The sequence below is a fragment of the Ruminiclostridium cellobioparum DSM 1351 = ATCC 15832 genome, assembly GCF_000621505.1.
GTDB classification, from domain to species: Bacteria; Bacillota; Clostridia; order Acetivibrionales; family DSM-1351; genus Ruminiclostridium; species Ruminiclostridium cellobioparum.
The window spans coordinates 363869-389891 of record NZ_JHYD01000002.1; the positions used below are offsets into that span (position 1 = coordinate 363869).

Annotated in this window: 23 protein-coding genes and 5 tRNA genes; 23 read left to right on the forward strand and 5 right to left on the reverse strand. The window is 40.6% G+C overall.

Annotated features, from left to right (window positions below):
• Window positions 1–58: 58 nt before the first annotated feature.
• Together T344_RS0103745 and speB are read right to left on the reverse strand one after the other, a co-directional pair.
• The gene (locus T344_RS0103745; protein WP_027627603.1) at window positions 59–3235 is read right to left on the reverse strand and encodes a DEAD/DEAH box helicase; all 3177 of its coding nucleotides are present in this window, start codon (window positions 3233–3235) and stop codon (window positions 59–61) included.
• Between the two features lie 263 nt (window positions 3236–3498).
• Window positions 3499–4356, reverse strand: a complete 858-nt coding sequence (speB, locus tag T344_RS0103750) for an agmatinase (RefSeq protein WP_027627604.1) — start codon at window positions 4354–4356, stop codon at window positions 3499–3501.
• Between the two features lie 209 nt (window positions 4357–4565).
• Here speB and T344_RS0103755 point away from each other — a divergent pair, with 209 nt between their 5' ends.
• The 6 genes from T344_RS0103755 (at window position 4566) to T344_RS0103780 (ending at window position 8786) form a co-directional block, all read left to right on the forward strand.
• Window positions 4566–5228 carry a beta/alpha barrel domain-containing protein gene (locus T344_RS0103755; RefSeq protein ID WP_004625933.1) on the forward strand — a complete coding sequence of 221 codons (663 nt, stop codon included), beginning with the start codon at window positions 4566–4568 and terminating at the stop codon, window positions 5226–5228.
• A gap of 46 nt (window positions 5229–5274) precedes the next feature.
• Window positions 5275–5907, forward strand: coding sequence for an HAD hydrolase-like protein (locus T344_RS0103760; protein WP_027627605.1), 633 nt, complete (start codon window positions 5275–5277; stop codon window positions 5905–5907).
• Between the two features lie 20 nt (window positions 5908–5927).
• Complete coding sequence (locus tag T344_RS0103765; RefSeq protein ID WP_027627606.1) at window positions 5928–6791, forward strand: class I SAM-dependent methyltransferase; 864 nt, start codon at window positions 5928–5930, stop codon at window positions 6789–6791.
• Window positions 6788–7459, forward strand: coding sequence for an RluA family pseudouridine synthase (locus T344_RS0103770; RefSeq protein ID WP_004625945.1), 672 nt, complete (start codon window positions 6788–6790; stop codon window positions 7457–7459). Before T344_RS0103765 ends, T344_RS0103770 begins: the two co-directional genes overlap by 4 nt.
• Window positions 7460–7528: 69 nt before the next feature.
• Window positions 7529–7897, forward strand: a complete 369-nt coding sequence (locus tag T344_RS0103775) for a hypothetical protein (RefSeq protein ID WP_027627607.1) — start codon at window positions 7529–7531, stop codon at window positions 7895–7897.
• A gap of 31 nt (window positions 7898–7928) precedes the next feature.
• Window positions 7929–8786 carry a YitT family protein gene (locus tag T344_RS0103780; protein ID WP_004625983.1) on the forward strand — a complete coding sequence of 286 codons (858 nt, stop codon included), beginning with the start codon at window positions 7929–7931 and terminating at the stop codon, window positions 8784–8786.
• Window positions 8787–8873: 87 nt separating this feature from the next.
• On the opposite strand, the gene gdhA is transcribed toward T344_RS0103780, so the two are convergent.
• Window positions 8874–10211 carry an NADP-specific glutamate dehydrogenase gene (gdhA, locus tag T344_RS0103785; RefSeq protein WP_004625952.1) on the reverse strand — a complete coding sequence of 446 codons (1338 nt, stop codon included), beginning with the start codon at window positions 10209–10211 and terminating at the stop codon, window positions 8874–8876.
• Window positions 10212–10819: 608 nt separating this feature from the next.
• On the opposite strand from gdhA, the gene T344_RS0103790 reads away from it, so the two are divergent.
• The 5 genes from T344_RS0103790 to T344_RS0103810 all read left to right on the forward strand — a co-directional run bounded on the left by T344_RS0103790 (window position 10820) and on the right by T344_RS0103810 (window position 15952).
• Window positions 10820–11971: a THUMP domain-containing class I SAM-dependent RNA methyltransferase gene (locus T344_RS0103790; RefSeq protein ID WP_027627608.1), complete on the forward strand. Its 1152-nt coding sequence runs from the start codon at window positions 10820–10822 to the stop codon at window positions 11969–11971.
• Between the two features lie 160 nt (window positions 11972–12131).
• A complete protein-coding gene (aroA, locus tag T344_RS0103795; protein WP_027627609.1) occupies window positions 12132–13406 on the forward strand; it encodes a 3-phosphoshikimate 1-carboxyvinyltransferase in 1275 nt (424 codons plus the stop codon).
• A 63-nt stretch (window positions 13407–13469) separates the two neighbouring features.
• Window positions 13470–14648 (forward strand): chorismate synthase, encoded by a 1179-nt coding sequence (gene aroC / locus T344_RS0103800; RefSeq protein ID WP_027627610.1) that lies wholly within the window; start codon window positions 13470–13472, stop codon window positions 14646–14648.
• Window positions 14645–15175 (forward strand): shikimate kinase, encoded by a 531-nt coding sequence (locus T344_RS0103805; RefSeq protein WP_027627611.1) that lies wholly within the window; start codon window positions 14645–14647, stop codon window positions 15173–15175. The genes aroC and T344_RS0103805 overlap by 4 nt, the downstream gene beginning before the upstream one ends.
• A gap of 27 nt (window positions 15176–15202) precedes the next feature.
• Window positions 15203–15952 carry a response regulator gene (locus tag T344_RS0103810; protein ID WP_027627612.1) on the forward strand — a complete coding sequence of 250 codons (750 nt, stop codon included), beginning with the start codon at window positions 15203–15205 and terminating at the stop codon, window positions 15950–15952.
• A gap of 142 nt (window positions 15953–16094) precedes the next feature.
• Here T344_RS0103810 and T344_RS0103815 read toward each other — a convergent pair whose 3' ends face one another.
• Both T344_RS0103815 and T344_RS0103820 read right to left on the reverse strand, forming a co-directional pair.
• Window positions 16095–16370, reverse strand: coding sequence for an HU family DNA-binding protein (locus T344_RS0103815; RefSeq protein ID WP_027627613.1), 276 nt, complete (start codon window positions 16368–16370; stop codon window positions 16095–16097).
• 124 nt (window positions 16371–16494) lie between these two features.
• Complete coding sequence (locus T344_RS0103820; RefSeq protein WP_004626001.1) at window positions 16495–16878, reverse strand: universal stress protein; 384 nt, start codon at window positions 16876–16878, stop codon at window positions 16495–16497.
• Between the two features lie 230 nt (window positions 16879–17108).
• Here T344_RS0103820 and T344_RS0103825 point away from each other — a divergent pair, with 230 nt between their 5' ends.
• From T344_RS0103825 to T344_RS0103900, 12 genes are all read left to right on the forward strand, one after another.
• A complete protein-coding gene (locus T344_RS0103825) occupies window positions 17109–17951 on the forward strand; it encodes a fumarate hydratase (RefSeq protein WP_027627614.1) in 843 nt (280 codons plus the stop codon).
• Window positions 17952–18038: 87 nt separating this feature from the next.
• Window positions 18039–18593, forward strand: coding sequence for a Fe-S-containing hydro-lyase (locus T344_RS0103830; RefSeq protein WP_027627615.1), 555 nt, complete (start codon window positions 18039–18041; stop codon window positions 18591–18593).
• Between the two features lie 107 nt (window positions 18594–18700).
• A complete protein-coding gene (locus tag T344_RS0103835; RefSeq protein ID WP_004626148.1) occupies window positions 18701–18904 on the forward strand; it encodes a DUF1858 domain-containing protein in 204 nt (67 codons plus the stop codon).
• Window positions 18905–19438: 534 nt separating this feature from the next.
• Window positions 19439–20710 (forward strand): adenylosuccinate synthase, encoded by a 1272-nt coding sequence (locus tag T344_RS0103840; RefSeq protein WP_027627616.1) that lies wholly within the window; start codon window positions 19439–19441, stop codon window positions 20708–20710.
• Between the two features lie 447 nt (window positions 20711–21157).
• On the forward strand, window positions 21158–21511 hold the full coding sequence (locus T344_RS0103850) for a helix-turn-helix domain-containing protein (RefSeq protein ID WP_027627617.1): 354 nt from the start codon (window positions 21158–21160) through the stop codon (window positions 21509–21511).
• A 368-nt stretch (window positions 21512–21879) separates the two neighbouring features.
• Window positions 21880–21955, forward strand: a tRNA-Lys gene (locus T344_RS0103860).
• Window positions 21956–22405: 450 nt separating this feature from the next.
• Window positions 22406–22705 carry a CD3324 family protein gene (locus T344_RS0103870; protein WP_027627619.1) on the forward strand — a complete coding sequence of 100 codons (300 nt, stop codon included), beginning with the start codon at window positions 22406–22408 and terminating at the stop codon, window positions 22703–22705.
• 460 nt (window positions 22706–23165) lie between these two features.
• A tRNA-Glu gene (locus T344_RS0103880) sits at window positions 23166–23240 on the forward strand.
• A gap of 15 nt (window positions 23241–23255) precedes the next feature.
• A tRNA-Asp gene (locus tag T344_RS0103885) sits at window positions 23256–23332 on the forward strand.
• A gap of 31 nt (window positions 23333–23363) precedes the next feature.
• Window positions 23364–23439 (forward strand) — tRNA-Thr (locus T344_RS0103890).
• Window positions 23440–23442: 3 nt separating this feature from the next.
• Window positions 23443–23527 (forward strand) — tRNA-Tyr (locus T344_RS0103895).
• A gap of 211 nt (window positions 23528–23738) precedes the next feature.
• Window positions 23739–25940 (forward strand): glycoside hydrolase family protein, encoded by a 2202-nt coding sequence (locus T344_RS0103900; protein WP_027627621.1) that lies wholly within the window; start codon window positions 23739–23741, stop codon window positions 25938–25940.
• Window positions 25941–26023 lie beyond the last annotated feature (83 nt).

The following is a 26023-nucleotide window of genomic DNA, read 5'->3' on the forward strand; positions in this document are numbered from 1 at the left end:
ATATTTATGGTCACAATCAAGAAAAACGAGCCAAAAGACACCTTTTATACTCACTACCCTACACCTCTTGATTTAACATTTCATATGCAACCTTAAAATTCTCTTCATCCTTCCATAAGGCTGCATCTCCCACAATCAACAACCTATACATGGCTCTTGTCGCTGCAACATTCAGCAGATTCGGTTTTCTTGAAGCCCACTGTATTGCACCGCAGCCTTTCAAATCCGAATCTACGCCCAGACATAAGATAACCATTTTAGTTTCTTTTCCCTGGAAGGTGTGAACGGTTCCAATACTTGACCGGATCCAATAATAAAGCCGGTTTTTGTTAATATATATCGCTTTGCTTTCCAAATCCCCTGACAGATTCTCGTAAAACAGTTTCAGCAGTTCATTTTTTACAGTAACAAAGGGTGTGATTACATATATGCTTGGAAAGTCGCTATTCGATTCCAGGAACGCTTTTAATACAATTTTATATACTAATTTCCCTTGCTTTTCAACATAGTGTGGCTTGTCCGATTTACCTCCAATATTCAGCCATTGGCTTTTAGGAATTATGAAGTCTTCTGTCTCCGGTCTGGTGGCACAAATCATTTTTTGTCTATAAGCTATGGTGTTGGCGATTTCAAACATCGGAGAAATACATCTTCTATGTACCCTAAGCGGACAGCCAACCCATAGGCTGCCTCTTTTTGTTCCATAGGGATTAACCTTATCACCCAATACCTGAATGGACAGTTCCTTATCCGTAAATTTCAAAGGTACGGAGTATAATTCGCTGAACCGCTTCAATACACAGTTTGGGGTTGTAACAACAGGTTCTATTTGTAGAGGGTCGCCTATAATTAAAGTTCTTTTTGCCCTCCAGATAGCACCTGCCGCAGATTGGGGAGTACCCTGCCCAGCTTCGTCAATCATTAACCATGCAATTTCTTCCCGTCCGATATGTTTCAACAGCCTTGAAATGGAAGCAAAGGTTGTAGAAATAACAGGTACAAGAAGGAAAAAGCTCTGGAACAGCTCGCTTGCATAAGCTTTTTCGTCTTCGTGAGACAGCTTTCTTTTCAAGAGATTATAAAACAGATTCATGTTATGGGTTCTTATTGCTTCCGAGTTCAGGGCAAAAGCCTTATGCAGCTGCATTGCCTCTAAAAACAGCTGTTCCCTGAGTTCATTAAATTCATTATAGGTCCATGGACAATTAATCTGTGCGTTCTGATTATTCTCAAAATCACGCCAATAATCAGCATCAGGGAAATTTACTCCCAATAGTTTTTTCGCCTCGTCAAGAACCTCTTCAACACGTTTTAGTCTGGCATGACTGCTTTCAATAGCCTCAACGATACCTTTATAAGCTTTTTCATGCTTCCTTCGGATATCCTCGGCAACTATTAATTCTTCATTCAACTCCGAGAATAACCTGAGCTTTTGTGTCTGCCTGTTTTCAGCCTCTTCCACATCGGCAAACAGTTTTTTAGACTTTGGAAGAAACGGAAGGCATTTATGATACCATTTAACCCTTGATTTATAAATTCCAACCTCTGCAGAAAGTTTCTCAAGCTGGGTTTCAACTATTTCTATACGTTTTTTGATGGTTAATTCATTTTCGGAAGCCTCTCTTAAATCCATCCCACTTTTGGTTTGCTGCTGTTTCAGTTCCCGGATTTCAATGTCTATGATTTCCTTTAGCTTAAGATTCTCATTATAGCTCTCAAGCCTATCCCTTTCTGCCACCGTCTTACCGAGTTTTTCATTAAAATTCTGTACAGCCTTTTCCCACGAAAGTACTTTAAGCTTCTTATCTTGTAAAAGCTTTCTCATGGATTTATTCTTTTCGCTTTTGTCAAACACATCCCAGAATCCATTTGAGAAATCATTACAATTCTTTGTGTTACCCAATACTGCCGAAATAAAAGCCCAGCATTTTTTTCTTATCTTTTTTTCAAAGGCGTAGTTCGCTTGTTTTGAAAAATAATGGTACTTTTCCTGGTTGTATTTTTGAGGAATGGCTTTCTCCACCGGAAGTTCCTGGGTTATATTCTGAACAGCACCGTTATTATTGCTTGCGATAATTATCCCATAGTCGCGGAATTCTTCCTTTAAGTGATGGATTCTCAGAAATTCATAGCCCGGGAGCTTAACAAGTTCCCCTTTTATAAAAGCATCATCAGGATGTTTTAATTTTGACAGTTTACATGCACGGTCAACGATAATTGATGCAATAACATCTCTGAGAAGGGTGGTTTTCCCTGTACCGGGAGGCCCGTTTACGCTAAATAGTCCAAGTTCATCTGCAACCTGACTTCTCGAAAGGTTGACAGCCACCTGCTGCATTAAGCTGAGGCTGTTGTTGCTGGGCCACCTGCCGAGAGGATAATTTCTTGGAGAGAGTACTTCCTTTATTCTAGAAACATCATTTTCAATGTCTATTTCTTTTTTCTCCGGATTACCCAAAATAAAATTGGAAAACCCTTTTCCAAAATTTCCGGCTTTCACTTCTCCTATGAGTTTTTCAATATCACGTGCATAGAAGCTGTTCAAAAGCTCATTTTTCTTTGCCAATTCTTCATCCAAATCGAAGGGTTCTTCCTCTTCAACTTCTTCAGCCTCGGCAGAATCCTTAGACTCCAGGGTTTCAAGAACTTCTTCTACAGGAACTTCAAATTTCTGACCATTGGCATCCCTTTTTATTTTTCTCTCATCAATATATAGCCAGGCATCGCAAAATGGTACATCCCATCCCAATTTGTCAGCAATGCTCTTTTTTATGCCTTCAAAAGTTTCGTAATCCATTTCTCCATCAGGACAGGCGATTTGGGCAATGATCGGATCTTCAAACTTTTTAAAATCCTCCTGCCATTCATCACTCCACTGATCATGAATGATTTTTCCGACAGCCCAGGGCAGAGCCGAAATTCTAAAAGAATTGGGGCAGTATTCAATGTTATTATTCAGTTTAAAAGTACATATACAGCTGAAGTTAGGATTGTCTTCCGGCTTTTTATCCTTACCAAATTTGGTTTCAATGATTTCAGTTGTCACATCCATCCTGAAAACGCCCAGATATACAGTGTAAACGCGTTCATAGTCCACTTCTTCATTCCATGGCAGACATAAATCGTTTAGTATTGCTATCCGTCGAAAGTTTTCACTGTTTATTTCATCAGGCTCATATGGACTGAAATGCTCAATCTTATGCCAATACTTTAATATATTTTGAATTTCAAGCATTACTGTTATCTCCGCTTATATTTTATTGTCGCTAATATTCTTTTTATACAGAATATTCTAACATAACCTAATATTGTTTGTTAATAAAAGAAACGAAAGTATTTTCCTTCGTTTCTTTTATTTATCCAAAAGGTGTGTGGGGAACCTCCGTTACACACCTTTATAAAGCCTATCAGGATTATTGCTGTGAAACAGGGCAGCAAACCGAAGCACTGGCTGTATTTGGCGTACTATCTCAAAGAAATTTCTAAATTTGGAGCGTCTTATATGGACATTGCAAGCAGGACTTCCCTGAGCACCTTGCAGGCCAGTGCGGTTGAAGCGCCGCTGTGATCGTAGTGCGGTGACAGCTCCACAATATCCGCTCCTATTATGTTGAGCTTTGACACGGTTTTTAAAGCAGCTATCAACTGTGCAAAGCTGACGCCGCCTGCCTCGGGCGTGCCTGTTCCTGGAAAGTTTGAAGGGTCCAGCACATCCAGATCTATTGTGAGATATACCGGTGAACCGCCGATTTCTTCGACAGCGGTACCAAGGGTATCAAAATTGTGCAGGCACATGGAGGTATGGCCCTCACTGGACCAGTAGAATTCCTCGCGTGTACCGCTCCGGATACCAAACTGCCATATGCTGTTGTCGCCGAGGATATCCCAGACACGCCTGATCACCGAAGAGTGGGACAGGGCCTCTCCCAGGTAGTCTTGACGCAGATCGGTATGAGCGTCAAAGTGTATGATTTTTAAACCGGGGTATTTTTTCACTGCCTGTTGGATTGCGGGAAGCGAAACCAGGTGTTCCCCTCCGATCATCAAGGGTTTTTTATTATTGGAGAAAATATATTCTGCAGTTTCGGATATCATGGATAAAGCTTTCTTTGGTGAACCGAAAGGTAAATCAAGATCTCCGAAATCATTGACTGTAAAATCCGTTATATCGGCGTCAAAATATGGACTGTAGGTTTCTATCCCTATGGAATCAATTCTCATGGCAGAAGGTGCAAATCTTGTTCCGGGTCTGAAGGTGGTAGTACCGTCATAGGGTGCTCCGAATATGACAATCTCAGCAGATGAAAAATCACTGTCACATCCAAGAAATTTAGTAGATAAAATATTATTATTCATATCATTATAACCTGCCTTTTAGTTTAAATCTGGAATGAAATATATTTTACCATTAATACTCCAAATTACAATAGTTATTATTTCTGTACGACTTCCAAAAAATTTAGTATACTATAATATGTTAAAAGTATACAATCCCGATGAAAAGGTAAACATAGCAGAAGAAATTATTTTCCTGTCAAAGAATTCCGGAAGTACAAGGAGGAAATATGACATTTGTGCCTGAAATCGAAGGAACGCTGAGAAAGCATATGGTTAAGATTCCCGAGGTAATTAACCGCGTAAGCGGGATAAATATTTTTGGGAAGAATATCAAATCGCTTATGTTTACAACAGATGTGGCCATTATAAAAAATTGCAATGCAAACGCGGTAATTGCAGTATACCCGTTTACACCGCAGCCTGTAATAACGCATTCAATAATCAGCGCATCGGATATTCCTGTCTTCTGTGGAGTAGGAGGCGGCACCACTACCGGAAAACGGGTGATAAATATTGCGATGGATGCCGAATTTCAGGGGGCCATTGGAGTTGTGGTAAATGCACCTACAAAAAACGAATTGATAAAAGCCCTGTATTCAAAAATAGATATTCCGATTGTGGTGACGGTAACCTCTGAAAATACCGATATACAGGCCAGATTGGACGCAGGTGCCGAAATTTTGAATGTCTCGTGTGCGGCCAGGACGCCGGAGGTTGTCCGGGCAATCCGCAAAAAATTTCCGCAGGTTCCCATTATTGCAACAGGGGGACCCACAAGCGAGAGTATTTTGGAAACAATAGAAGCCGGAGCAAATACCATTACATATACTCCGCCGTCAAGTGCTGAATTGTTTAAACATCTGATGAACAAATACAGGGAAGAATTATAAGTTTGGATGTTACAGACTACCAGCTGCAAAGGATTTTGGGGGAAAAATGATAAAACAGGTAATATTTGATCTTGATGGGACCTTGGTTGATTCGCTGCAAACCTTTATAAGAATAGGAAATGAAATGGCTGAGAAATACGGTTATCAGCCTGTGAGTCAGGAGAGAATCAAAGAGCTGTTGAAGCTCCCCATGAAGAAAAGGATTAAAGAACTGAAAATTCCGGTGTTCAAGCTTCCCAAAATGGGTGTGGAGCTTTTGAACAACTTTCACTCCTATGCCGAAGAAGTCAGTCCTATAGAAGGTGTGGGGGAAATGCTGGAGAAGCTTCACTCAGCGGGTTATGGCTTGAGCATTGTATCATCCAACTCAGTCCATAATATTGAAGCGTTTTTAAAATGTAATAATCTGGGAATGTTTGATAATATCCAATCCTCCAAAGGTCTGTTTGCAAAACATGTAACAATAGGAAGGCTGATTTCAAAGCTTGGGGTGGAAAAAGACGAGGTAATATATGTAGGGGATGAACAGCGGGATGTTGAAGCTTGCAGAAAGATCGGAATAAAAGTGATTTCGGTTTTGTGGGGATTTGATTCGCTGGAACTGCTCAAGAGGGCAAAACCTGACTATATCGTTCTAAAACCTGATGAAATTGTCGAGATCGTTGCAGCAATCAAATAACTTATGTCATGGAGGAAAAGATGTTACTGGCAGATGAATGGAAAGATTATGAGCTTATAGAGACAGGTGATGGAGAAAAACTTGAAAGATGGGGAGATGTCATATTGAGGAGACCTGATCCCCAAATCATATGGCCTGTAAAAAATAAAAAGGCATGGGAACGTGCCGACGCCCACTATCACAGAAGTCAGAGCGGAGGCGGACAATGGGAATATAAAAAAAAGCTTCCCAAAAGATGGACCATCGGCTTTGAAAATTTAAAATTCTACATTGAACCCACAGGCTTCAAGCATACCGGCCTTTTCCCCGAACAAGCCGTCAATTGGAAATGGATGATAAACAATATACAGAAAGCAAATCGTCCCGTAAAGGTACTGAACCTGTTTGCATACACCGGAGGGGCCACTGTTGCGGCGGCTTATGCAGGTGCTGAGGTATGCCATGTGGATGCGGCAAAGGGAATGGTTAACTGGGCAAAGGAAAACGTGGCTCTGTCCGGGTTGGCCGATAAACCTGTGAGATTTATTACTGACGACTGTATGAAATTTGTCCAGAGGGAAATCAGAAGAGGCAAAAAATATGATGGCATTATTATGGATCCGCCCTCTTATGGCAGAGGTCCCAATGGGGAGATATGGAAAATAGAGGATTCACTCTACGGTTTTGTTGAACAGTGCATGGGGCTGCTTTCGGATAATCCGCTTTTTTTCCTTATAAATTCATATACAACCGGCTTTTCTCCAACCGTTTTGAGCAATATTCTGAAGCAGACAGTAGGAAGCCGGTTCAAGGGTAATCATAGCTGCGGAGAGGTCGGACTTCCTGTAAGTCAGTCCGGATTGGTACTTCCGTGCGGAATATACGGAAGGTGGGAGAATCGGTGAGACCTTCTATAATATATGAAGATAATCATCTGCTTGTTGTGGAAAAGCCGGTCAATATTCCTGTTCAGGCTGATAATACCGGGGATTTGGATTTGCTTACGGCATTGAAGCAATATGTAAAAGAAACGTATAATAAGCCCGGGGAAGTGTACCTTGGGCTTGTTCACAGGCTTGACAGGCCCGTTGGCGGAATCATGGTTTTTGCCAGAACCTCAAAGGCAGCAGCAAGGCTGTCGGATCAAATCAGGACCAGAACCTTCAAAAAAACTTATCTTGCCGTCGTAAGAGGAACACCCGAAAAAACTGAAGATACCCTGAAAGATTTTCTTATTAAGAATGAAGCGGCAAATATGGTGTCGGTGGTGAAAGAGGGCACGAGCGGGGCAAAGGAAGCCGTATTGGACTATGAAGTATTAAAGTCGGCCGGAGGCTTGAGCCTTCTGAGAATCAAACTGCATACCGGAAGACCCCATCAGATAAGGGTACAGCTGTCACATGCAGGCTATGTGCTTTATGGAGACCAGCGCTATGGTTCCAGGGTGAACAAGCCGGGACAGCAAATAGCCTTATGGGCTCACCAGGTAAATTTTGAACATCCCACCAAAAAAGAAATGCTTTCTTTTAGCTGTGATACTCCAAAAACAGAGCCATGGCTCATTTTTGAATAATAAATATATACAATATGATTATATGAGTGTGTTATAATTATATTATATTAAGTTCGAAAGGAGGTTTAAATGGTCAAAAGGAAAAATATTATTGGAATACTGATAATTTTATGTATATTTTCACAAATAATATTTATCGGTATCAACTTTAATATTGACTCTGGACAAAAGCAAAAGAATAGTCATAGCCTTGTAAAAGTAAAATCTATTGGCAATAAAGTTTTTTATGTAACAAGAGGAAATCTAAAAATTCCTGGAAAGACAGCTCAGAGCCGACAGATTAATTTGAATGTAAGTCACAGATTTTATAAGGATTTTCAGCCGGGAAATTATTCAAATATCAATGAGCTCATTGATTTTAGAAAATATATAAGGCAAGCTATCCCTCACTATTTTAACTGCAGTAATTATAAGAATAATTACTTACACTGTTCGTGATTTTAAATATGTAGAATAGTGAGGTGGAAGTATGACTAGAAAGAACCAGGTCAAAAGAGAGATAAGCAGATATATTTTTCTTTTTATAGGGTCAATATTAGCAGCAATAGGATTGGAAATATTTCTGATCCCCAATAACATTATTGATGGCGGAATAGTAGGCATATCAATAATCACAAGTTACTTATCAAAACTGCCTCTGAGTTTGTTTATATTTGTCCTGAATTTACCTTTTTTATTTCTCGGATATAAGCAAATAGGCAAAACCTTTGTTTTATCTTCACTCTTTTCAATAGTATCCCTATCGGTATGGGTGCATGTATTTCATCCTATACCCGGTCTTACAAGCGATGTTTTGCTGGCTACTGTTTTTGGAGGGATAATACTTGGAGTTGGTGTGGGAATAATTATCCGATCAGGCGGGTCCCTTGACGGAACCGAAATGGTTGCAATAATTATCAACAAAAAAACAGCTTTCTCGGTAGGCGAAATGGTTATGCTCTTCAATGTATTCATTTTAAGCAGTGCAGGACTGGTATTCGGCTGGGATAGGGCTATGTATTCGCTTATAGCTTACTTTATAGCCTACAAGGTAATTGATATTACAATAGAAGGCCTTGACGAAGCAAAGGCGGCTTTCATAATTTCAGATAAAGCTGATGAGATTGCAGAGGCTATCACAGCACGTTTGGGCAGGGGAGTAACCTTTATAGACGGGAAAGGCGGTTTTTCGGGGAACGACAAAACTATTCTCTATTCAGTTATCACCCGTTTGGAGATATCAAAACTGAAATCAATCATATATGATAAAGACGAGGATGCATTTGTTACAATAAACGATGTTTCGGATGTAATGGGTGGAAAGCACAAAAAACGAGCAATACACTAGTTTTTTAAATATATTATTGGTATAGAGTAAAAAGACGCCAACACCATAATTAAATCGGTGTTGGCGTTAAAAATATAAGGGTGTTACTTAGTACGCAATTCCATGAGCATACATTGCGGTGGCTACTTTTAAGAAACCTGCAATGTTTGCACCGGCTACGAGGTTGTCCTCCATGCCGTATTCCTTTGCTGCAGCGCTTGCATTCCTGTAGATATTTACCATAATGTCTTTCAATTTAGCATCGACTTCTTCGAAAGTCCAGGAATAGCGCATGCTGTTCTGGCTCATTTCGAGAGCTGATGTTGCAACACCGCCTGCATTTGCAGCCTTTGCAGGACCGTAAATAATCTTGTTATTCAAGTATATATGAACTGCCTCGGGTGTTGAAGGCATATTTGCACCTTCCCCAACTGCATAGCAGCCATTTTTAACCAATAATTCGGCAGATTTGCCGTCAATTTCATTTTGAGTCGCACAGGGGAGAGCTATATCACATTTAATACTCCAGATACCGGAGCAGCCTTCGGTATAAATGGCATTTTTATGTATATTGACATACTCACTGATACGCTTTCTTTCAACTTCTTTCAACTGTTTTACGGTATCCAGCTTGATACCTTCGGGATCATATATATATCCGTTTGAGTCGCTTAATGCCACAACTTTTCCACCCAGCTGGTGAACTTTTTCAGTTGCGTATATGGCAACATTTCCGGAACCTGAAACTACAACTGTAGTGCCTTTGAAGGATTTGCCCTTAGCTTTCAGTGCTTCATCCATAAAGTAGCACAAACCGTAACCTGTTGCCTCGGTTCTAACAAGGCTGCCTCCCCAGGTGAGCCCTTTTCCTGTCAAAACTCCGGTATACTCGTTTCTAAGTCTCTTGTATTGGCCATACATATAGCCGATTTCTCTTGCCCCTGTTCCGATGTCACCTGCGGGAACATCGGTATCGGCACCGATATGCTTTGACAACTCTGTCATAAAACTCTGGCAGAACCTCATAACCTCATTGTCCGACTTGCCTTTGGGATCAAAATCACTGCCGCCCTTGCCGCCTCCTATTGGAAGACCTGTCAGGGAATTCTTGAATATCTGTTCGAAACCGAGAAACTTAAGGATACTTGCATTAACTGAAGGATGAAGTCTCAATCCGCCCTTATAAGGACCGATCGCACTATTGAACTGAATTCTGAAACCGCGGTTAACATGTACATTGCCGTTATCATCAACCCAGGGTACTCTGAAAATGATCTGTCTTTCCGGTTCGACTATTCTGTCGAATACTCCGGCTTTAACCCATTCAGGATGCTTTTCGGCAACTACTTCGAGAGATTCAAGCACTTCTGCGACTGCCTGATGAAATTCCGGTTCACCGGGATTTCTTTTAACAACCTGATCCATAATTTTTTGTAAACTTCCCATTAAAAAAACCCTCCTGCAACTAAAATATAATTAAGTCAATTAATATTTTGGCGTAAGGGTCATATAAAAACACTTTAAACCTGATAAAACTCTACCGGTGCTGTTGGAACAGCCTTAGCATACCCCGTTGTACGCCAATATTTACTTTTAATTTCTTTTAAATTATACTATTACATCATAATAATTGCAAGCAGAAATATAAAAACTTTCATTTATTTTTTTAAATTTACAATAAAAAACATAAATAAATCTTCTGAGTTGCCGTAATATGGATTGTTTTAACGTTTTTAGAATTGATTTAGCAAGATAGCATATTGAATTACATATTTAAAATAATTGCAAGCTATTAATTTTACAGCGTCATTTATATTTTACATATTTGTTAATCACTTCAAATGAGTATGTTTTTTATTCCCAAAATATTTCAGTACATGTTGGTACATTAGCCGGTCACGTTTTTATTTGCCATATTGGCAATAACTTGTTGTTATAAACCGTTTACAAGGTTATAATAGTAGTACTTATCCAAATAATAGACATGATATGACCGGATAATGGACATGATAATCGGCTATTGATCCTATAATATATATTTGAAAGGCAAATTAATGAGTAAATTTGAACTGATAGCAACATCAGCTTTTGGTATTGAGGCTGTAACAGCCAGAGAATTGAAAAAACTGGGCTACTTTGACCAGAAGGTGGAAAACGGAAAGGTTACTTTCGGCGGAGATGAAATGGCCATTTGCAGGTCCAATCTCTGGCTGAGAACAGCCGACAGGGTGCTTTTAAAGCTGGGGGAATTTAAAGCCTTGAGCTTTGAAGAACTTTTTGAACAGACAAAAGCTTTGCCCTGGGATGAAATCATACCGGCCGACGCAGAGTTTCCTGTAGAGGGAAAGTCTATTGATTCCAAGCTTTTTAGCGTTCCTGACTGCCAGGCAATTGTAAAAAAGGCCATAGTGGAGAAGCTCAAACTGCGTCACAAATGTGAATGGTTTGAGGAAACCGGGCCCAGGTATAGAATTGAGGTCGCCCTTTTAAAAGATATTGCCACTCTTACAATTGATACAAGCGGAGCCGGACTGCACAAAAGAGGCTATAGGAAACTTGTGGGCGGAGCACCTTTGAAGGAGACCCTGGCAAGTGCCATGATACTGATAAGTCATTGGAATAAGGACAGGGTTTTGCTGGATCCTTTCTGCGGAAGCGGTACAATTCCCATAGAGGCGGCCCTTATTGGAAAGAATATCGCCCCCGGTCTGGGAAGGGAATTTGACGCCGAAAACTGGAATATTATTGACTCTGGATTTTGGGATCAGGCAAGAGATGAGGCTTATGATTTAATGGTGGAGGACAGGGAGCTTAGAATCCATGGTTCGGATATAGATGAGGAAGCCATGAGCCTGGCCCGGTACCACGCAAAAAAGGCTGGGGTCGAGGATGCCATACATCTTCAGAGGCTGCCGGTTTCAGATATCAGTTCCAGATATAAATACGGTATAATAATATGTAACCCGCCATACGGAGAACGTTTGGGGGAAAAGGACTATGTCGACAAGCTCTACAGGGAGATGGGGACGGTTTTTAACAGACTGGACTCATGGTCATATTATGTTATTACCTCCAACCTTGAGTTTGAAAAGCTCTTTGGAAGGAGAGCCGATAAAAAAAGAAAACTATATAACGGAAAACTGCTTTGTAATTATTTTCAATATTTCGGACCTCCACCTCCAAAAATCACAGTCAGCGATAACTGATTTTTGGATAAAACAGGCAAAAAAATTGACGAAACCCTGCTGTTATAATAACATAGTATTGGTAGCATATTGCAGCATGGTCTTATTAAATAGTCTTATTTGGTCTTATTAAAAGGATTGAAATTTTTTGAAAAAATAGGTAATATGGTAGGTGGAAAAAATGATATTAAAAGTAAAACCTTCTGAGGTTTCGGGAATAGTTAATATTCCAGGCTCAAAATCTCATACTATAAGGTCGATGTTTTTTGCAGGGCTTGCAGAGGGGCGGAGTATTATCAGGAATCCGTTGATTTCCAGCGATTCCGTCTCGGCTGTTAATTTGTGTAAAGCCTTTGGAGCATCGTATGAATTTGATGGAAACTGTTATACGGTAGGCGGGATGGGCGGCAGTCCCCAGGTTCCCGAGGACATAATAGATGTTGGAAATTCGGGGACCAGCTTAAGACTGGGACTGATGACGGCTGCACTTGTTGCGGGGTATACTGTTTTTACAGGTGATTATCAGATACGAAAAAGACAAATAGGGCCCCTGGTCAAGGCTATTAATAATCTTGGCGGAGAGGCCTACACAACACGGGGAAATGAGTCCGCTCCCGTAGTAGTAAAAGGAAGGGCTAAAGGTGGATTTACAACACTAGACGCTGTTACATCGCAATACTTATCATCAATTCTGCTTAGTGCTCCTCTTCTGGAAAACGATACGCATATAGAGGTAACAAGACTCAACGAAGTGCCATATGTTGAAATAACTCTATGGTGGCTTGATAAATTCGGTATAAAGTACAAACATAATAATATGAAGGAATTTATTATACAGGGACAGCAGAAATACCCACAATTTGAATGTACCATTCCGGGAGATTTCTCTTCGGCAACCTTCTTTATGGTATTGGCTGCAATAACCGGACAGGAATTCAGGCTTACAAACCTTGATATGACAGATCCCCAGGGTGACAAGCTGGTGCTTTCAATATTGGAAGATATGGGTGCAAAGGTTTCCTTCGATTCCAACAGTGTGACTGTTAAAGGACAAAATTTGACGGGGAGAACCATTGATATGAACTCCATACCCGATGCTTTGCCGGCCATGGCCGTAGCAGGTTGTTTTGCACAGGGGGAAACACGGCTTGTCAATGTTCCGCAGGCAAGACTGAAGGAAACCGATAGAATAAATGTTATGTGCAGGGAACTCACAAAAATGGGTGCCGGCATTGAGGAGTTGCCCGATGGGCTGATAATACGGGAAAGCAGCCTGAAGGGCTGCAGGGTGAACGGACATGACGACCACAGGGTGGTCATGGCACTTGCGGTTGCAGGTTTGAAGGCCGCAGGGGAAACAGTGATTGAAACTGCCGAGGCGATGAATGTTACATTCCCTGGTTTTGTTGACTGCATAAAAAATTGCGGTGGTGATATCCGGCTTTGTGAGGAGTAAGTGCAATTATAGTTAAGTGATGATTTAACCGATAATAAATTTTTTATATATATGGAGGCAGCAATGGTTGGTAATTCATTTGGACGGGTATTTCGTGTAACAACGAGCGGAGAATCTTACTCAGGGGCTTTCAGAAAAAGCGAAAATGTTCCTCCCGAACTCTGGGGTGGACTGGTAGTCATAGTGGATGGTGTCCCGGCCGGGATAAAAATAACATCTGAAATCATACAGGAGGAACTGGAAAAGCGGAGGCCCGGGCAGTCAAAGCTGCAAACGCCCAGAACGGAAGCCGATAAGGTATATATTTTTTCGGGAGTCATGCAGGATGACACCACAACCGGCGCCCCTGTGGCCATGCTTATTCCAAGCAGTGACATAGGCGACAGGCATATTGAGCAGCACAGAGGCAACAGGGACCTCCTGAGACCGGGGCAGGCAGCATATACCTATTTCAAGAAGTATGGCGAACATGCCGACTATCTTGGCGCCGGCAGAGCGTCGGCCCGCGAAACAGCCGCAAGAGTGGCAGGAGGAGCAGTTGCAAAGCAGGTATTGGACCGGATGGGTATAGATGTTATGGCATATACCGTCGAATCACACGGCATTAAAGCGGGCCCGTTTACTTATGAGCAGGCCAAACAGAATTACAGGACAAATGAAATAAACTGCCCTGACCCTGAAGCTGCCAAACTAATGATAGAAGACTTGTTACAGGTAATCAGGGAAGGCGATTCCTGCGGCGGCGTGATTGAAATCATTGCCAAAGGAGTTCCAGCAGGATTGGGAGAGCCTGTTTTTGACAAGCTTAGTGCAACTATTGCTCATGGCTTAATGTCTGTCGGAGGAGTCAAGGGTGTAGAAATAGGTGAAGGTTTCGGAGTGGCCTCCAAAAAGGGTTCGGAAATGAATGACACCCCTTATTACGACAAGGAAACGGGCAGAATAAGATTCAAAACCAACAGGGCCGGCGGTATGCTTGGAGGAATATCCAACGGTGAGGAAATCCGCATCCGTGTGGCTGTCAAGCCGACTCCAACCATTTTGCAGGATCAGCTTACAGTAAATGTCCGGACACTTGAGCCTGTAACACACAAGTTTGCATCCAGAAGCGATCCGTCGCTGGTACCGAGAGTTTATTCCATTTGTGAAGCCATGGTAAGGATAGCTCTGGTTGACAGCATCATAATGTCGTCAGGCATGAGAAGCATTACAGAAATGGATTCCAGGTGGGATGGCCTATGAGGAACAATAAAAGTGACCGGAATATTATTCTCATAGGTATGCCGGGAACAGGCAAAACCACAGTGGGAGAGCTGTTGAGTGAAATGTTGGGATACGGCTTTATCGACACCGATGTGCTGGTAACCCATAAAACCGGCAAAACACCGAAACAGCTGGTAGAAGAGTATGGCCGGGAATATTTTATCCGGGTTCAGGACGAGGTGGTATTGGATATCCGCTCCGGCAATTGCGTAATTTCCACGGGAGGTGGTTTGGTTCACAGCGATATTGCAATGAGTCATTTAAAAAAAACAGGGGAAATTATATTTTTGAACACGAGTTATCAGGTTATTGAAGACAGGATGGATGCCTCAAGAAAATTGGTCAGAACGGGTGGTACCTTAAAAGACTTATACAATGAACGGATACCTTTGTATAACAAATATGCGGACAGGGTTATCGAGTGTGACGGCAGTGAACCAGATGTTATATGCCGGAAAATAATCGGATTTTTTGAAAATTCAGCTGATGTGTTTATTCAGCCATAAATTAATGAAAAGGGTTAAAGAGAAACAATGAGTAAAATAAGGGTTTTGATAGTGGATGATAATTTATTAACTGCAAAGGCATTATATGAAAAGTTGAGTGAGTGCCAGGAATTTGAAATGCTGAAAATAGCCAAAGACGGTATCGAAGCAATTGAACTGATTGACAGGGAAAAACCTGATGTGGTATTGCTGGATATTATAATGCCTAAATTGGACGGTATCGGTGTACTTGAGCATGCCAAAGCCAACAGTGCGGGGAATACACCTGTTTACATAGTTTATTCCGCTGTGAGTCATGAAAATTATGTTTCCAGGGCAATGAATCTGGGTGCGAACTATTACATAATCAAACCTTTTGACGAGAATGTCCTGACTTTGAGAATCAAGCAGCTCTATATGGATTCCAATATCAAACAATACACTATGAAAAATTATACTCCTACTTTTGGTCAAAATCCCAAAAACAGATATGATGATGAGCTGAAAGTGCTGGCAACCAAATATATGCGGGAATATGGACTGAAGGCCCATATGACGGGTTATGCATACATAAGGGATATTGTTACCCGCGCTTTTGACAGCTACTGCCAGAGTGGTTCTCTTCCAAAGGGCATATACAGGGAAATAGCTGTAAAGAACAATGTTACAATACAAAAGGTTGAGAGAGCTATCAGAAACTGTATAGAAAATGTCCTATCCGAAGAGGATAAGCAAAAGAAGCCAACAAATTCCCAGGTGATTTGTCAACTGATAGAAAAAATACGGATCAACAATTAATAACAATATATAAAAAAATTCACAATAAGCACGGTAAGTAAGCTTTCATAATAAAAAAATGCAATACAAAAAGCCCTGAAGTTGATTCAGGGCTTTTATGTAGTGTACCCATACGGGTGCATTGGCCATATTAAGCGTTAACTTAAGCGTTAACGTTATCCTTCAAAACCTTACCAGCTTTGAATACTGGAGCTTTTGATGCAGGAATAGTAATTTCTTTCTTAGTCTGTGGGTTTCTACCCTTTCTAGCAGCTCTTTCTCTTACTTCGAAGGTTCCGAAACCAACCAAAGTAACTTTGTCGCCAGCCTTGAGAGTATCCTCAACTGAAGAAATAAATGCATTCAAAGCAGCTTCACTGTTTTTCTTGTTTAAACCTGATTTTGATGCAATTGAGTTGATTAAATCTGACTTATTCATATACAACCTCCTAAAAATGGAATTCGACATTATTTTATAATGAAAGTTGGCTAAAGTCAAGCCTTTGAAGGCAAAATAGTTAATTTGTACCAGCAAAATAGGAAACTTTTTATCAATTTACGTTTTAATTAGGTACAACGTGTATTTCAACGTGATCTAAACTTAATTTCAATGATTTATAAAAATAGTTTTCACTATGGTCTCCTTTGGAATCACCCATAACCAAAATATCAATTTTATTCTCACGGGCATATTCAACAATTGTATCGACAATATCGTCCGATCTAAGAACAGTGAGATTGGCACCGACGGATTTGGCTATACCAAAAAGGTATTCAAGAGCTTCACCTTCCCTGTCATTGTCCAGAAAGCTCCAATTGTCTTTTGCTACGTGAATTATATATATCGAATCGCCGGCATTTGAAAACTCCAAAGCCTTTTTAATCAGCCTTTCACAGGTTTTCTGCTGAGTGACGCATACTAATATGTTACGTACAGATGGATTCAATAAATAACCTCCTTCCTCAATATAATTATACTAGAATATTATTGTTTTGTCTTTGAATATTCCCCAAACCTTTTGAACAATTTATGAATATTTTAAGGTTGTTTTGTTGCTTGAATTGTATGTATAATTATAATATCAGCGGGAATAATCTTTTTTCACCCATTATACTGTCTGATTTACGGCATTTTAATTCTTAAGGATCAATTGATGATCAACTGACGGAGGAATTGATGAGGGATATAGAAGTTGATAAAATAATAGAAGCTGTTAAAAATTTGTGTATGGATGCAAATTATTACCTGAATAAGGACATAAGACAGGCAATGGAAAAGGGATTGTCTGCCGAGCAATCTCCAATAGGCACCGAAGTGCTTGAAAAATTGCTTTTAAATGCCGCACTGGCTGCTGAAAAAAAGGTTGCAATATGCCAGGATACCGGAATGGCTGTGGTATTTGTTACTATGGGCCAGGAGGTGCATATTTCAGGCGGTTCCCTGGCAGATGCCATTAATGAAGGTGTCAGAAGAGGGTATAAAGAGGGTTACCTGAGAAAATCGGTGGTCGGAGATCCTATTGAGAGGATCAATACCGGGGACAATACACCTGCTGTTATCCATTATGATATTGTACCGGGGGATGTATTTAAGCTTGAGCTTGCACCCAAGGGTTTTGGAAGTGAGAATATGAGCGCTTTAAAAATGCTCAAGCCCTCCGACGGTATAGAGGGAGTAAAAGACTTTATTCTGGAAACGGTGGATAAAGCGGGACCAAATCCATGTCCCCCCATTGTTGTTGGGGTTGGAATAGGAGGAACTATGGAAAAGGCATCCCTGCTGGCCAAGAGAGCCCTGTTAAGGCCCATTGACAAAAGAAGCGGTATTGAATATGTAAGAAAGCTGGAAGCCGAAATGCTTGAGAAAATAAACACTCTCGGTATCGGGCCGGCCGGACTTGGCGGTACCAATACCGCTCTTGCGGTGAATGTTGAGACTTATCCGACGCACATAGCCGGATTGCCGGTTGCTGTAAACATAAACTGCCATGTAACACGGCATGCAGAGGTTTCATTATAATCGGGGACTTTCAGGATAGGGCTTCATTATACTTCGGATAGAATTTTCCCGGCCGGCTTCCGGACGGGAGGAACAGGGGGATACAATATGCACCACAATATAGCTGCTCCTTTTGACAGAGAGACTGTTAAATCTTTTAATGCGGGGGACACAGTTTCACTCAGCGGAACAATTTATACTGCCAGAGATGCGGCACATAAAAAGATGATTGAATTATTGAAGGAAAACAAACCATTACCTTTTGATATCAAAAACCAGACAATTTATTATGTGGGACCATGCCCTTCAAGGGAGGGGGAAGTAATCGGTTCTGCAGGACCAACCACCAGTTACAGAATGGATGCATATGCTCCGACTCTGATAGAGCTTGGACAAACAGGAATGATAGGCAAGGGACTGAGAGGAGAAAATGTAATATCCGCAATGAAACAGTTCGGTGCCGTATACTTTGGAGCAATAGGCGGAGCGGGAGCACTGATGGCTGAGTGTATTAAAAGCCAGGAAATCATTGCTTTCCCCGAGCTGGGTGCTGAGGCTGTCAGAAGGCTGGAGGTTGAAAGTCTGCCATTGACGGTAATAATAGACTGCAATGGCAGCAATTTATATGAGACCGGAAAGGCGAAATATAGAAAGATCAAGTAAAACCGAACTTTTCAATATATTTTTTGTATATTTTTAAAATACGTTAGTGTATAATAGTTTTATGCACTCGCTAAAATGCTTAATATTAATCAAGGAGGTTTACTATAATGGCTAAAGTAACAAAAGATATGATTATAGCTGATGTTTTAAATATGGATAGAGGTACCGTGCCGATTTTTCTTAATGCCGGAATGCATTGTCTGGGCTGTCCTTCTTCTTCAGGGGAAAGTATTGAGGATGCCTGCGCAATTCATGGAATAGATGCTGACAAGCTTATTGAGGATCTCAACAACTTTTTTGAAGGAAAGTAATTTTCAATACAGGTTAAAACAGGTTGAAAATCATATTAATTGATCATTTTAAAGGGGCTTAGACGGGGATATCCTGACTTAAGCCTTTCTTTCCGTGTAAATGCTATAATTTTCTGTTGACCTATGTGATGAAAGATGGTACAGGGGTTCGAATTTCAAATTGACTGTTGAATTTCCGATTACCTAATCCCTGCAGAATTAGTTTTGTTAAATGGTTTATACCCTCTATTGACAATGTACAATACGTTTTTGAGTGGTTAATTTGCCCTGCGGCTGTGTTGAAGCCGCTTGCAAGGCACAAAGCCTTACTGCATGTCTTTGCCTTGTCGCAAGCCAAATTCTCTCGCTCAAAAATCACCGACCTCACGCCGAGATATTGCGGTTTTAGTTGAATAATACCACTTACTAAGTTATAATTTAATAGGTTGATTCAGTAAATTACCAAATAACGGCTAAGTACTTTTATCAAACTATTGCGGCATTAGCAGTTATAGCTGGAACAGTACTTGTATTCGATAGACAGGAGGAGCATCTATGGCAGTAAGAGTAGTAGTAGGAACTCAGTGGGGTGACGAGGGAAAAGGCAAGTACATTGATATGCTGGCTGAACAGTCGGATATTATTGTCAGGTTTTCGGGCGGCAACAATGCCGGTCATACCATTGTGACCAATGGAGCTAATTACGCATTGCACCTTATACCATCGGGTATACTTCATACAAGCAAGACCTGCATTATAGGCAATGGAGTGGTGGTAGATCCGGCTGTGTTACTCAAGGAAATGAAAGACCTGAACGAAAGGGGAGTTACCACAGATCACCTTTTAATAAGCGACAGAGCCCATTTAATCATGCCTTATCACATTGGACTTGATGAGCTGCAGGAAAATTTCAGAGGCAGCGAAAGCATTGGTACTACAAAAAGAGGTATCGGACCTTGTTATGCAGATAAGATCGAACGCTCAGGCATAAGAATGTGTGACCTCATTGATAAAGAGGAATTTATAAAGAAGGTCAAAGCCAACCTTGAGCTGAAGAACCTCATAATTGAAAGAGTGTACGGCGGAAAGCCGTATGAGGCAGATGCCATAATACAGGAGTATTTGGTCTATGCCGAACAGCTTAAAAAATACATTACTGATACTACAAAAATCCTTGCAGAGGCTGTAGACAACGGTAAAAATATATTATTTGAAGGAGCTCAGGCAAATTTCCTGGATATTGATTTCGGTACTTACCCTTATGTTACCTCGTCAAATCCCATTGCCGGAGGAGTGTGTACGGGTTCAGGCCTGGGTCCTGTTTACATCAATGAAGTTTACGGAGTCCTCAAGGCTTACACCTCGAGAGTCGGAGCCGGGCCATTCCCAACAGAGCAAAACAATGAAGTCGGCGATACCATCAGGGAACTTGGCTGGGAATACGGAACAACAACAGGCCGTCCCAGAAGGTGCGGCTGGCTCGATACGGTTATGATCAAGTATGCTGCCAAAATAAATGGTTTGACAGCACTTGCAATCAATCACGTGGATACCATAGGCAAGCTCAGGGAAATCAAGCTCTGCACTGGTTATAGGTATAACGGGCAAATAATCAATTACTTCCCTGCCAGCCTTAATGAGCTTGCGAAATGTGAACCGGTTTATGAGGTTTTTGAGCCCTGGAATGAAGATATCTCCAATGTCAAAAGCTTTGATAAACTGCCTGCAAACGCTCAAAAATATCTTAAGAGGATTGAAGAGCTGGTTGGTGTTAAAATCGGGCTTATCGGTGTAGGAAAAGACAGGGAACATGTAATAGTCAAATAAATGACTTTGTTATGGAAACTGTTATGAAACATCTGCAAAAGGCTGTTTCATAGCAGTTTTTGTTGTACCCTGATATATGAAAACGTGGTTAGCTAAATGCCTATCTTCTTTTTCTGTTTTTTCTTTCTGCAAAATGATCAGCTGTTATTGCAGCACTTAAGATTAAAAGTAATAGTGCAAAATTTAGTATATTTTGCTTTGGGTCAGCTGTAAAAGACCATAATCCAAGCCACATGTTCATATTCACCATCTTCCCCATTTTACCTGTCACGATTAGTGTATATTATCCATATTTCTACAAGTTTTCTCCCATGTTCCATATCTATAGTATAGAAAATTTTTACATTTGTGTCAAGCAAATAGTCATAAAATATATAGAAATATGACTGATAGTCCTTCCTATTTATCCACAAGCATAATAATATATTTTTTGGTGGGGGTGAAAAATTGAGTGATAATATTAGTAAAATTGTTGGGGATAGAATAAAGCTGATAAGGTTAGAGCAAGGGCTTACACAAGAAGAAGTAGCATACAGAGCAGGTATTGATCAATCTCATCTGGGGAGATTGGAAAGAGGAGAAAGAAATCCCTCCCTTGCTGTGATAGAAAAGGTGATTTATGCCCTTGGAATAACTTTTGAAGATTTATTTAAATACATACTGCCACCAGCAGAGGAAAATGATAACAAGGACCTTTCACTAATAATGAATAAGCTTACTACCTTGAGCAAGAAAGAACAAAAATTGGTGTTAATTATATTAAATGCTCTGTTTAAATTAATGGGAAGGCCTGACAAGTGAAATGTCGGGCTTTTCTTACTTTTAAAGTAAAAAGTCTCCAATAGGTAATGCACTTATTATGAGTGCCATTATAAAGCCCTCTGCAGTCATATGAACCGATGGGGAACTTAAGGAATTTGCCCTTTCCAAGTAAGGCAAATATGATGCAAATGGAAAGAAAGCAGTTTGAAAGTATGTGTGAGGGGATGAAAAATCTCTCTCTTTTTTTATGTCATAATTTAGCCACCCCTTCTAATTTATACAGCATAAGGCAAAAGGCAAGCATTTCCAAGTTAAAAAAAATTATAGCAAGCATGTTGACAAGCTTTTCCGTGCCTGCTATAATGACTACTGTTGCCGACAAATCAAATGTCATGTAACAGAACAATGACCCATTAGCTCAGTTGGCAGAGCACTTGACTTTTAATCAAGGTGTCCGCAGTTCGAATCTGCGATGGGTCACCACAACAAAAAAGCATGTATTTCTAAAACTGAAATACGTGCTTTTTTGTTGTAATAATTCAAATATATCAAGAATGATTATATTTGTTTTCTAGATTGAAATAAAAGGCTTCTTATGGTATTATTTACAAGTGCTGTTCACAATAAATTTTAGGAGGAGATCTTATGAAAACGATGCAGACAATCAATTCAAACGTAAAGACCACAAAAACTTATATCAGTGATGCTCTGCCGGCACCTGATTTCATAAGATAGCTAACCGTCCGTAATTTATCTGATTGCTAACCGGGATATTTCATTTCACAGAATATTAAGTTATTTTATTATATCAGGCTCATAAAATGATTTAACAATATGACACTGCAGCAGGCATAATTCCTGCGGCAGTTTTTTGTTTAAATAAGGGCTTGTGGTCTTTGCTTCACAGTATGATATTTATGGAGGAGCAAAGAAATGAAGTATTTAAAGGCACAGAATGTACTACCCAAAGAGGTAATTACGATTATTCAGGAATTCATAGACGGCGAATTTATATATATACCCCGCAAAGACGGTCAGCAAAGAGCCTGGGGTGAAAAGAGCGGTGCCAGAAACAGTTTAAAAGAACGGAATCGGCAGATTTATGCAGAGTATATAAAAGGAGTTCCAATAAATTCACTTATAAGTAAATATTATCTTTCCGAACAGAGCATCAGAAGAATCATAAGAATGGAAAAGGGCCTCTGCTCGAAATCGATTCATAGCCGTTTGTAAAATTGATATGGGAGCTTTAAGGCGGTTATAGTTTACTTAAATAATTATACCCTCTATTGACAATGTACAACACTCAAAAACGTATTGTACATTGTCAATAGAGGTAACGAAAGGAAACAAAAACAATGTCATTAAAAAAGATTCTGTATGAAATTCTTAAATGTGACGGAGGCAAGCTTATGGTATGCAAGCGATGCCAGCATAAGACGGTGAAATAATGGAATTACCGTTACAAAGGTATAAGTCTTGTTAATTTGAAGGATATTATACTTGTACAACACGGAGAAAAATTCAAACCTGTAATTTGCTGATTGGGCCTGGATGAGACCTGGCATTTTCAGGAGTTTTGCCATTGAAAAATAATATTTGAAAAAAAGATAAAAAAATAGCTTGACTTTTTCTACATCCCCCGTTAAAATAGTCTTTGTCGGTCGGCAAGACTGCCGCTGATAATGAGTACGGCCCATTGGTCAAGTGGTTAAGACACCGCCCTTTCACGGCGATAACAGGGGTTCGAGTCCCCTATGGGTCACCATTGTAATTTTAAAATGGCCCGGTAGTTCAGTTGGTTAGAATGCCAGCCTGTCACGCTGGAGGTCGACGGTTCGAGCCCGTTCCGGGTCGCCATTTTAAATTTATAATAATGAAGTCTATATGTGCTGGTGTAGCTCAGCAGGTAGAGCAGCTGACTTGTAATCAGCAGGTCGGGGGTTCAATTCCGTCCGCCAGCTCCATATGGAGGGGTTCCCGAGTGGCCAAAGGGGGCAGACTGTAAATCTGTTGCTTGTAGCTTCGATGGTTCGAATCCATCTCCCTCCACCACAAAGCCTTGTGCATTCGCGATTAACGCTGTGCGCAGGGTTTTTTACTTTTTCACAATAAACTGCCGGCATATGGCAAATTCTTCTTGAAAGCCTGTCTGTACTGGATTAATATTGAAAGTGACAGTATAAGATCAGGCATCCTATAAATTATATCTTCAAGTTAATCATAATTTGTAATTCATATTTTGAAAATCGGGAGGAATTCTGCGATGAAAAAGAAAGTATTATCGGCTTTTATAGTAATAATGCTCGTTTTACAGTCATTTTCATTCAATACAATGACGGTTTTTTCAAAAGCCGGTGAATTTGAGGCGGCTCCAATCAGCGGGCTTACCGGCTTTAATGGATTAAAGACGGTGGTGAACTCAAAAGGCGTTGCTGCAGCAATAAACAATTCAGGTGCAATAGCAGTTTGCGATAATCTTTCAGCTGCTTCGTGGAGGTTTATAACAAATGAAAAGGATATTGTTCTGAGGGATATTATTGTCAGTAACGATGAGTTCATTGCAGTTGGGGAACTGGATGATAAAAGAGCCGCACTTGTAATGCAGTCAAAAGACGGCATTCATTGGTCGGAGAAAACAATTGATTATTTTAGATTTTTTACTATTTGTGAAACCAATGGAGAATTTTTTCTAACAGGAAGAAACAATATATCGGAGTATTGCATGTTTAAGACCAAGGATTTCAAGACTTATACCAAGCTTATATTTCCCGATAAGGCGCTGGTTAAAAAATATGCACCCGAGACTCTGGACTCAAATCATTTAATGAATGATGAAGCCTTTTTTTGGCCCATTAATATGACATACTTTAATGGAAGCTATGTGGTTTCGGGATATGTACCTCACACCCCCTATGAACTTGAGGGTATAATCCTCACTTCTTCTGATTTAAAAACGTGGAAGGTGGGCGCAACCTCAGATTTATGTATGTCGAATATTGTGCAGGGCAAAGACAGGCTTATTGTTTACGGCTCCAATGCAGAGTCTGCCTACTTGAGCGACTCTGGTGCATTAGGGGGAGGTTCCGGAGCAAAATATCCCACCTCCATGTACATAACCACCGACGGTAAAAAATTCACGAAATGTAATATCGAATTTAATACGGGAGCCGGAGGCTTCAGCAAAATAACCTACTGTAACGGAATATTCTTCGGAATCGGTTATAAGACTCTGGGGACGTCTCCTGACGGCATCAAATGGAGCAAAGAGGACTCTGAGGTGAATTGGCAGTTTGCGGGGTATGGAAATGGACAGTACTGTGCTATCGGTACAAAAACAAACGGACAGGGTGAAATAGCCATTGCTCAAAGCAGTGACGGAAAGAGATGGGAAAGCCTCGGCTATAATGGCGATATTACACAGTTGAATGTTGCGGGTGAAGCAATATATTCCTCAGGATACTTTTTATCCAGCGGCGGAACATCGGTATCCAAAGACCTGATCAATTGGAAGAGCAACATTGGCGCACAAAATGAGTCATATGTCTTTTCTTTGTTTGACGGGAGCAGATATATCGCCGTCTCAAGACAGAGAGTCTTATCTTCCGGGGATGGTGAAAAGTGGGAAGTAAAGGCGGACTTCGGAAGCAGGAAAGACCCGTTTTCACAGGAGGTTGAACTCCAGAGCATTGAGTTCTCAGGCGGAACCTACATCCTTTATGGCCTTAAGTGGGGGAATGGTTGGGAATTGTATGCCTGGATAAGTAATGATTTAATGAATTGGGATGCAAGAAAGATAAATGTATCAGGAATTGAAAATACAAATTCCAGCCTGAACGGCGCGGTGATTACTGTTTCTGGAAACAAGGCTCTTCTTGTCTATGCCGACCAGTCCGCCGATACTGCCATAGTTGCTTCGGCGGAGGACTTTATCAATTTTAATACTGTTCTAAATGTCCGGGAAAAGGGAATCTGGTTCAATAAACCGGTATGCATCAATGGAAAATGGTTATTTTCCAGCAGATCCATGTATGCTGAAAAAGTTAATGACATGCTTTATATATCCGGGGATCTGGTAAATTTTAAAAAGGTGGCTCTGCCTGTCAAGTCGGTATCAAACATTGTAGAATACAAGGAATACTATGCGATTGTTTCAAATAATACCGGAGACAACAAAATTACATTGACCAAAGATTTTAAAAAATTTGAGAGCTTTAAGTTTCCGCTTTCGGAACCTGATCCCAATCTCTTCAAATCAGGATTAAATGCGTTTGATGCCAGGGACAATAACCGGGCATTTGTTATTGGAGACACCTTCTTTGTCCTGGGGGGAAAAGTTTTTTACACCAATAACTTTAAGGACTGGAAGACATTGCAGGGATTGCCCCCGAATAATTACCTGACGGCATCCTCCGGAGGAAAAACTGCTGTCGTGGGCGGGGTGGGCATCATGGCAATTGTAAAATAGTGTGAAGCTGCTTTTGTTTTGCTTTACAGATGGATTTAATCCAATCAACTGGTTACGATACAATTTTTGTAATTGTTTAAATT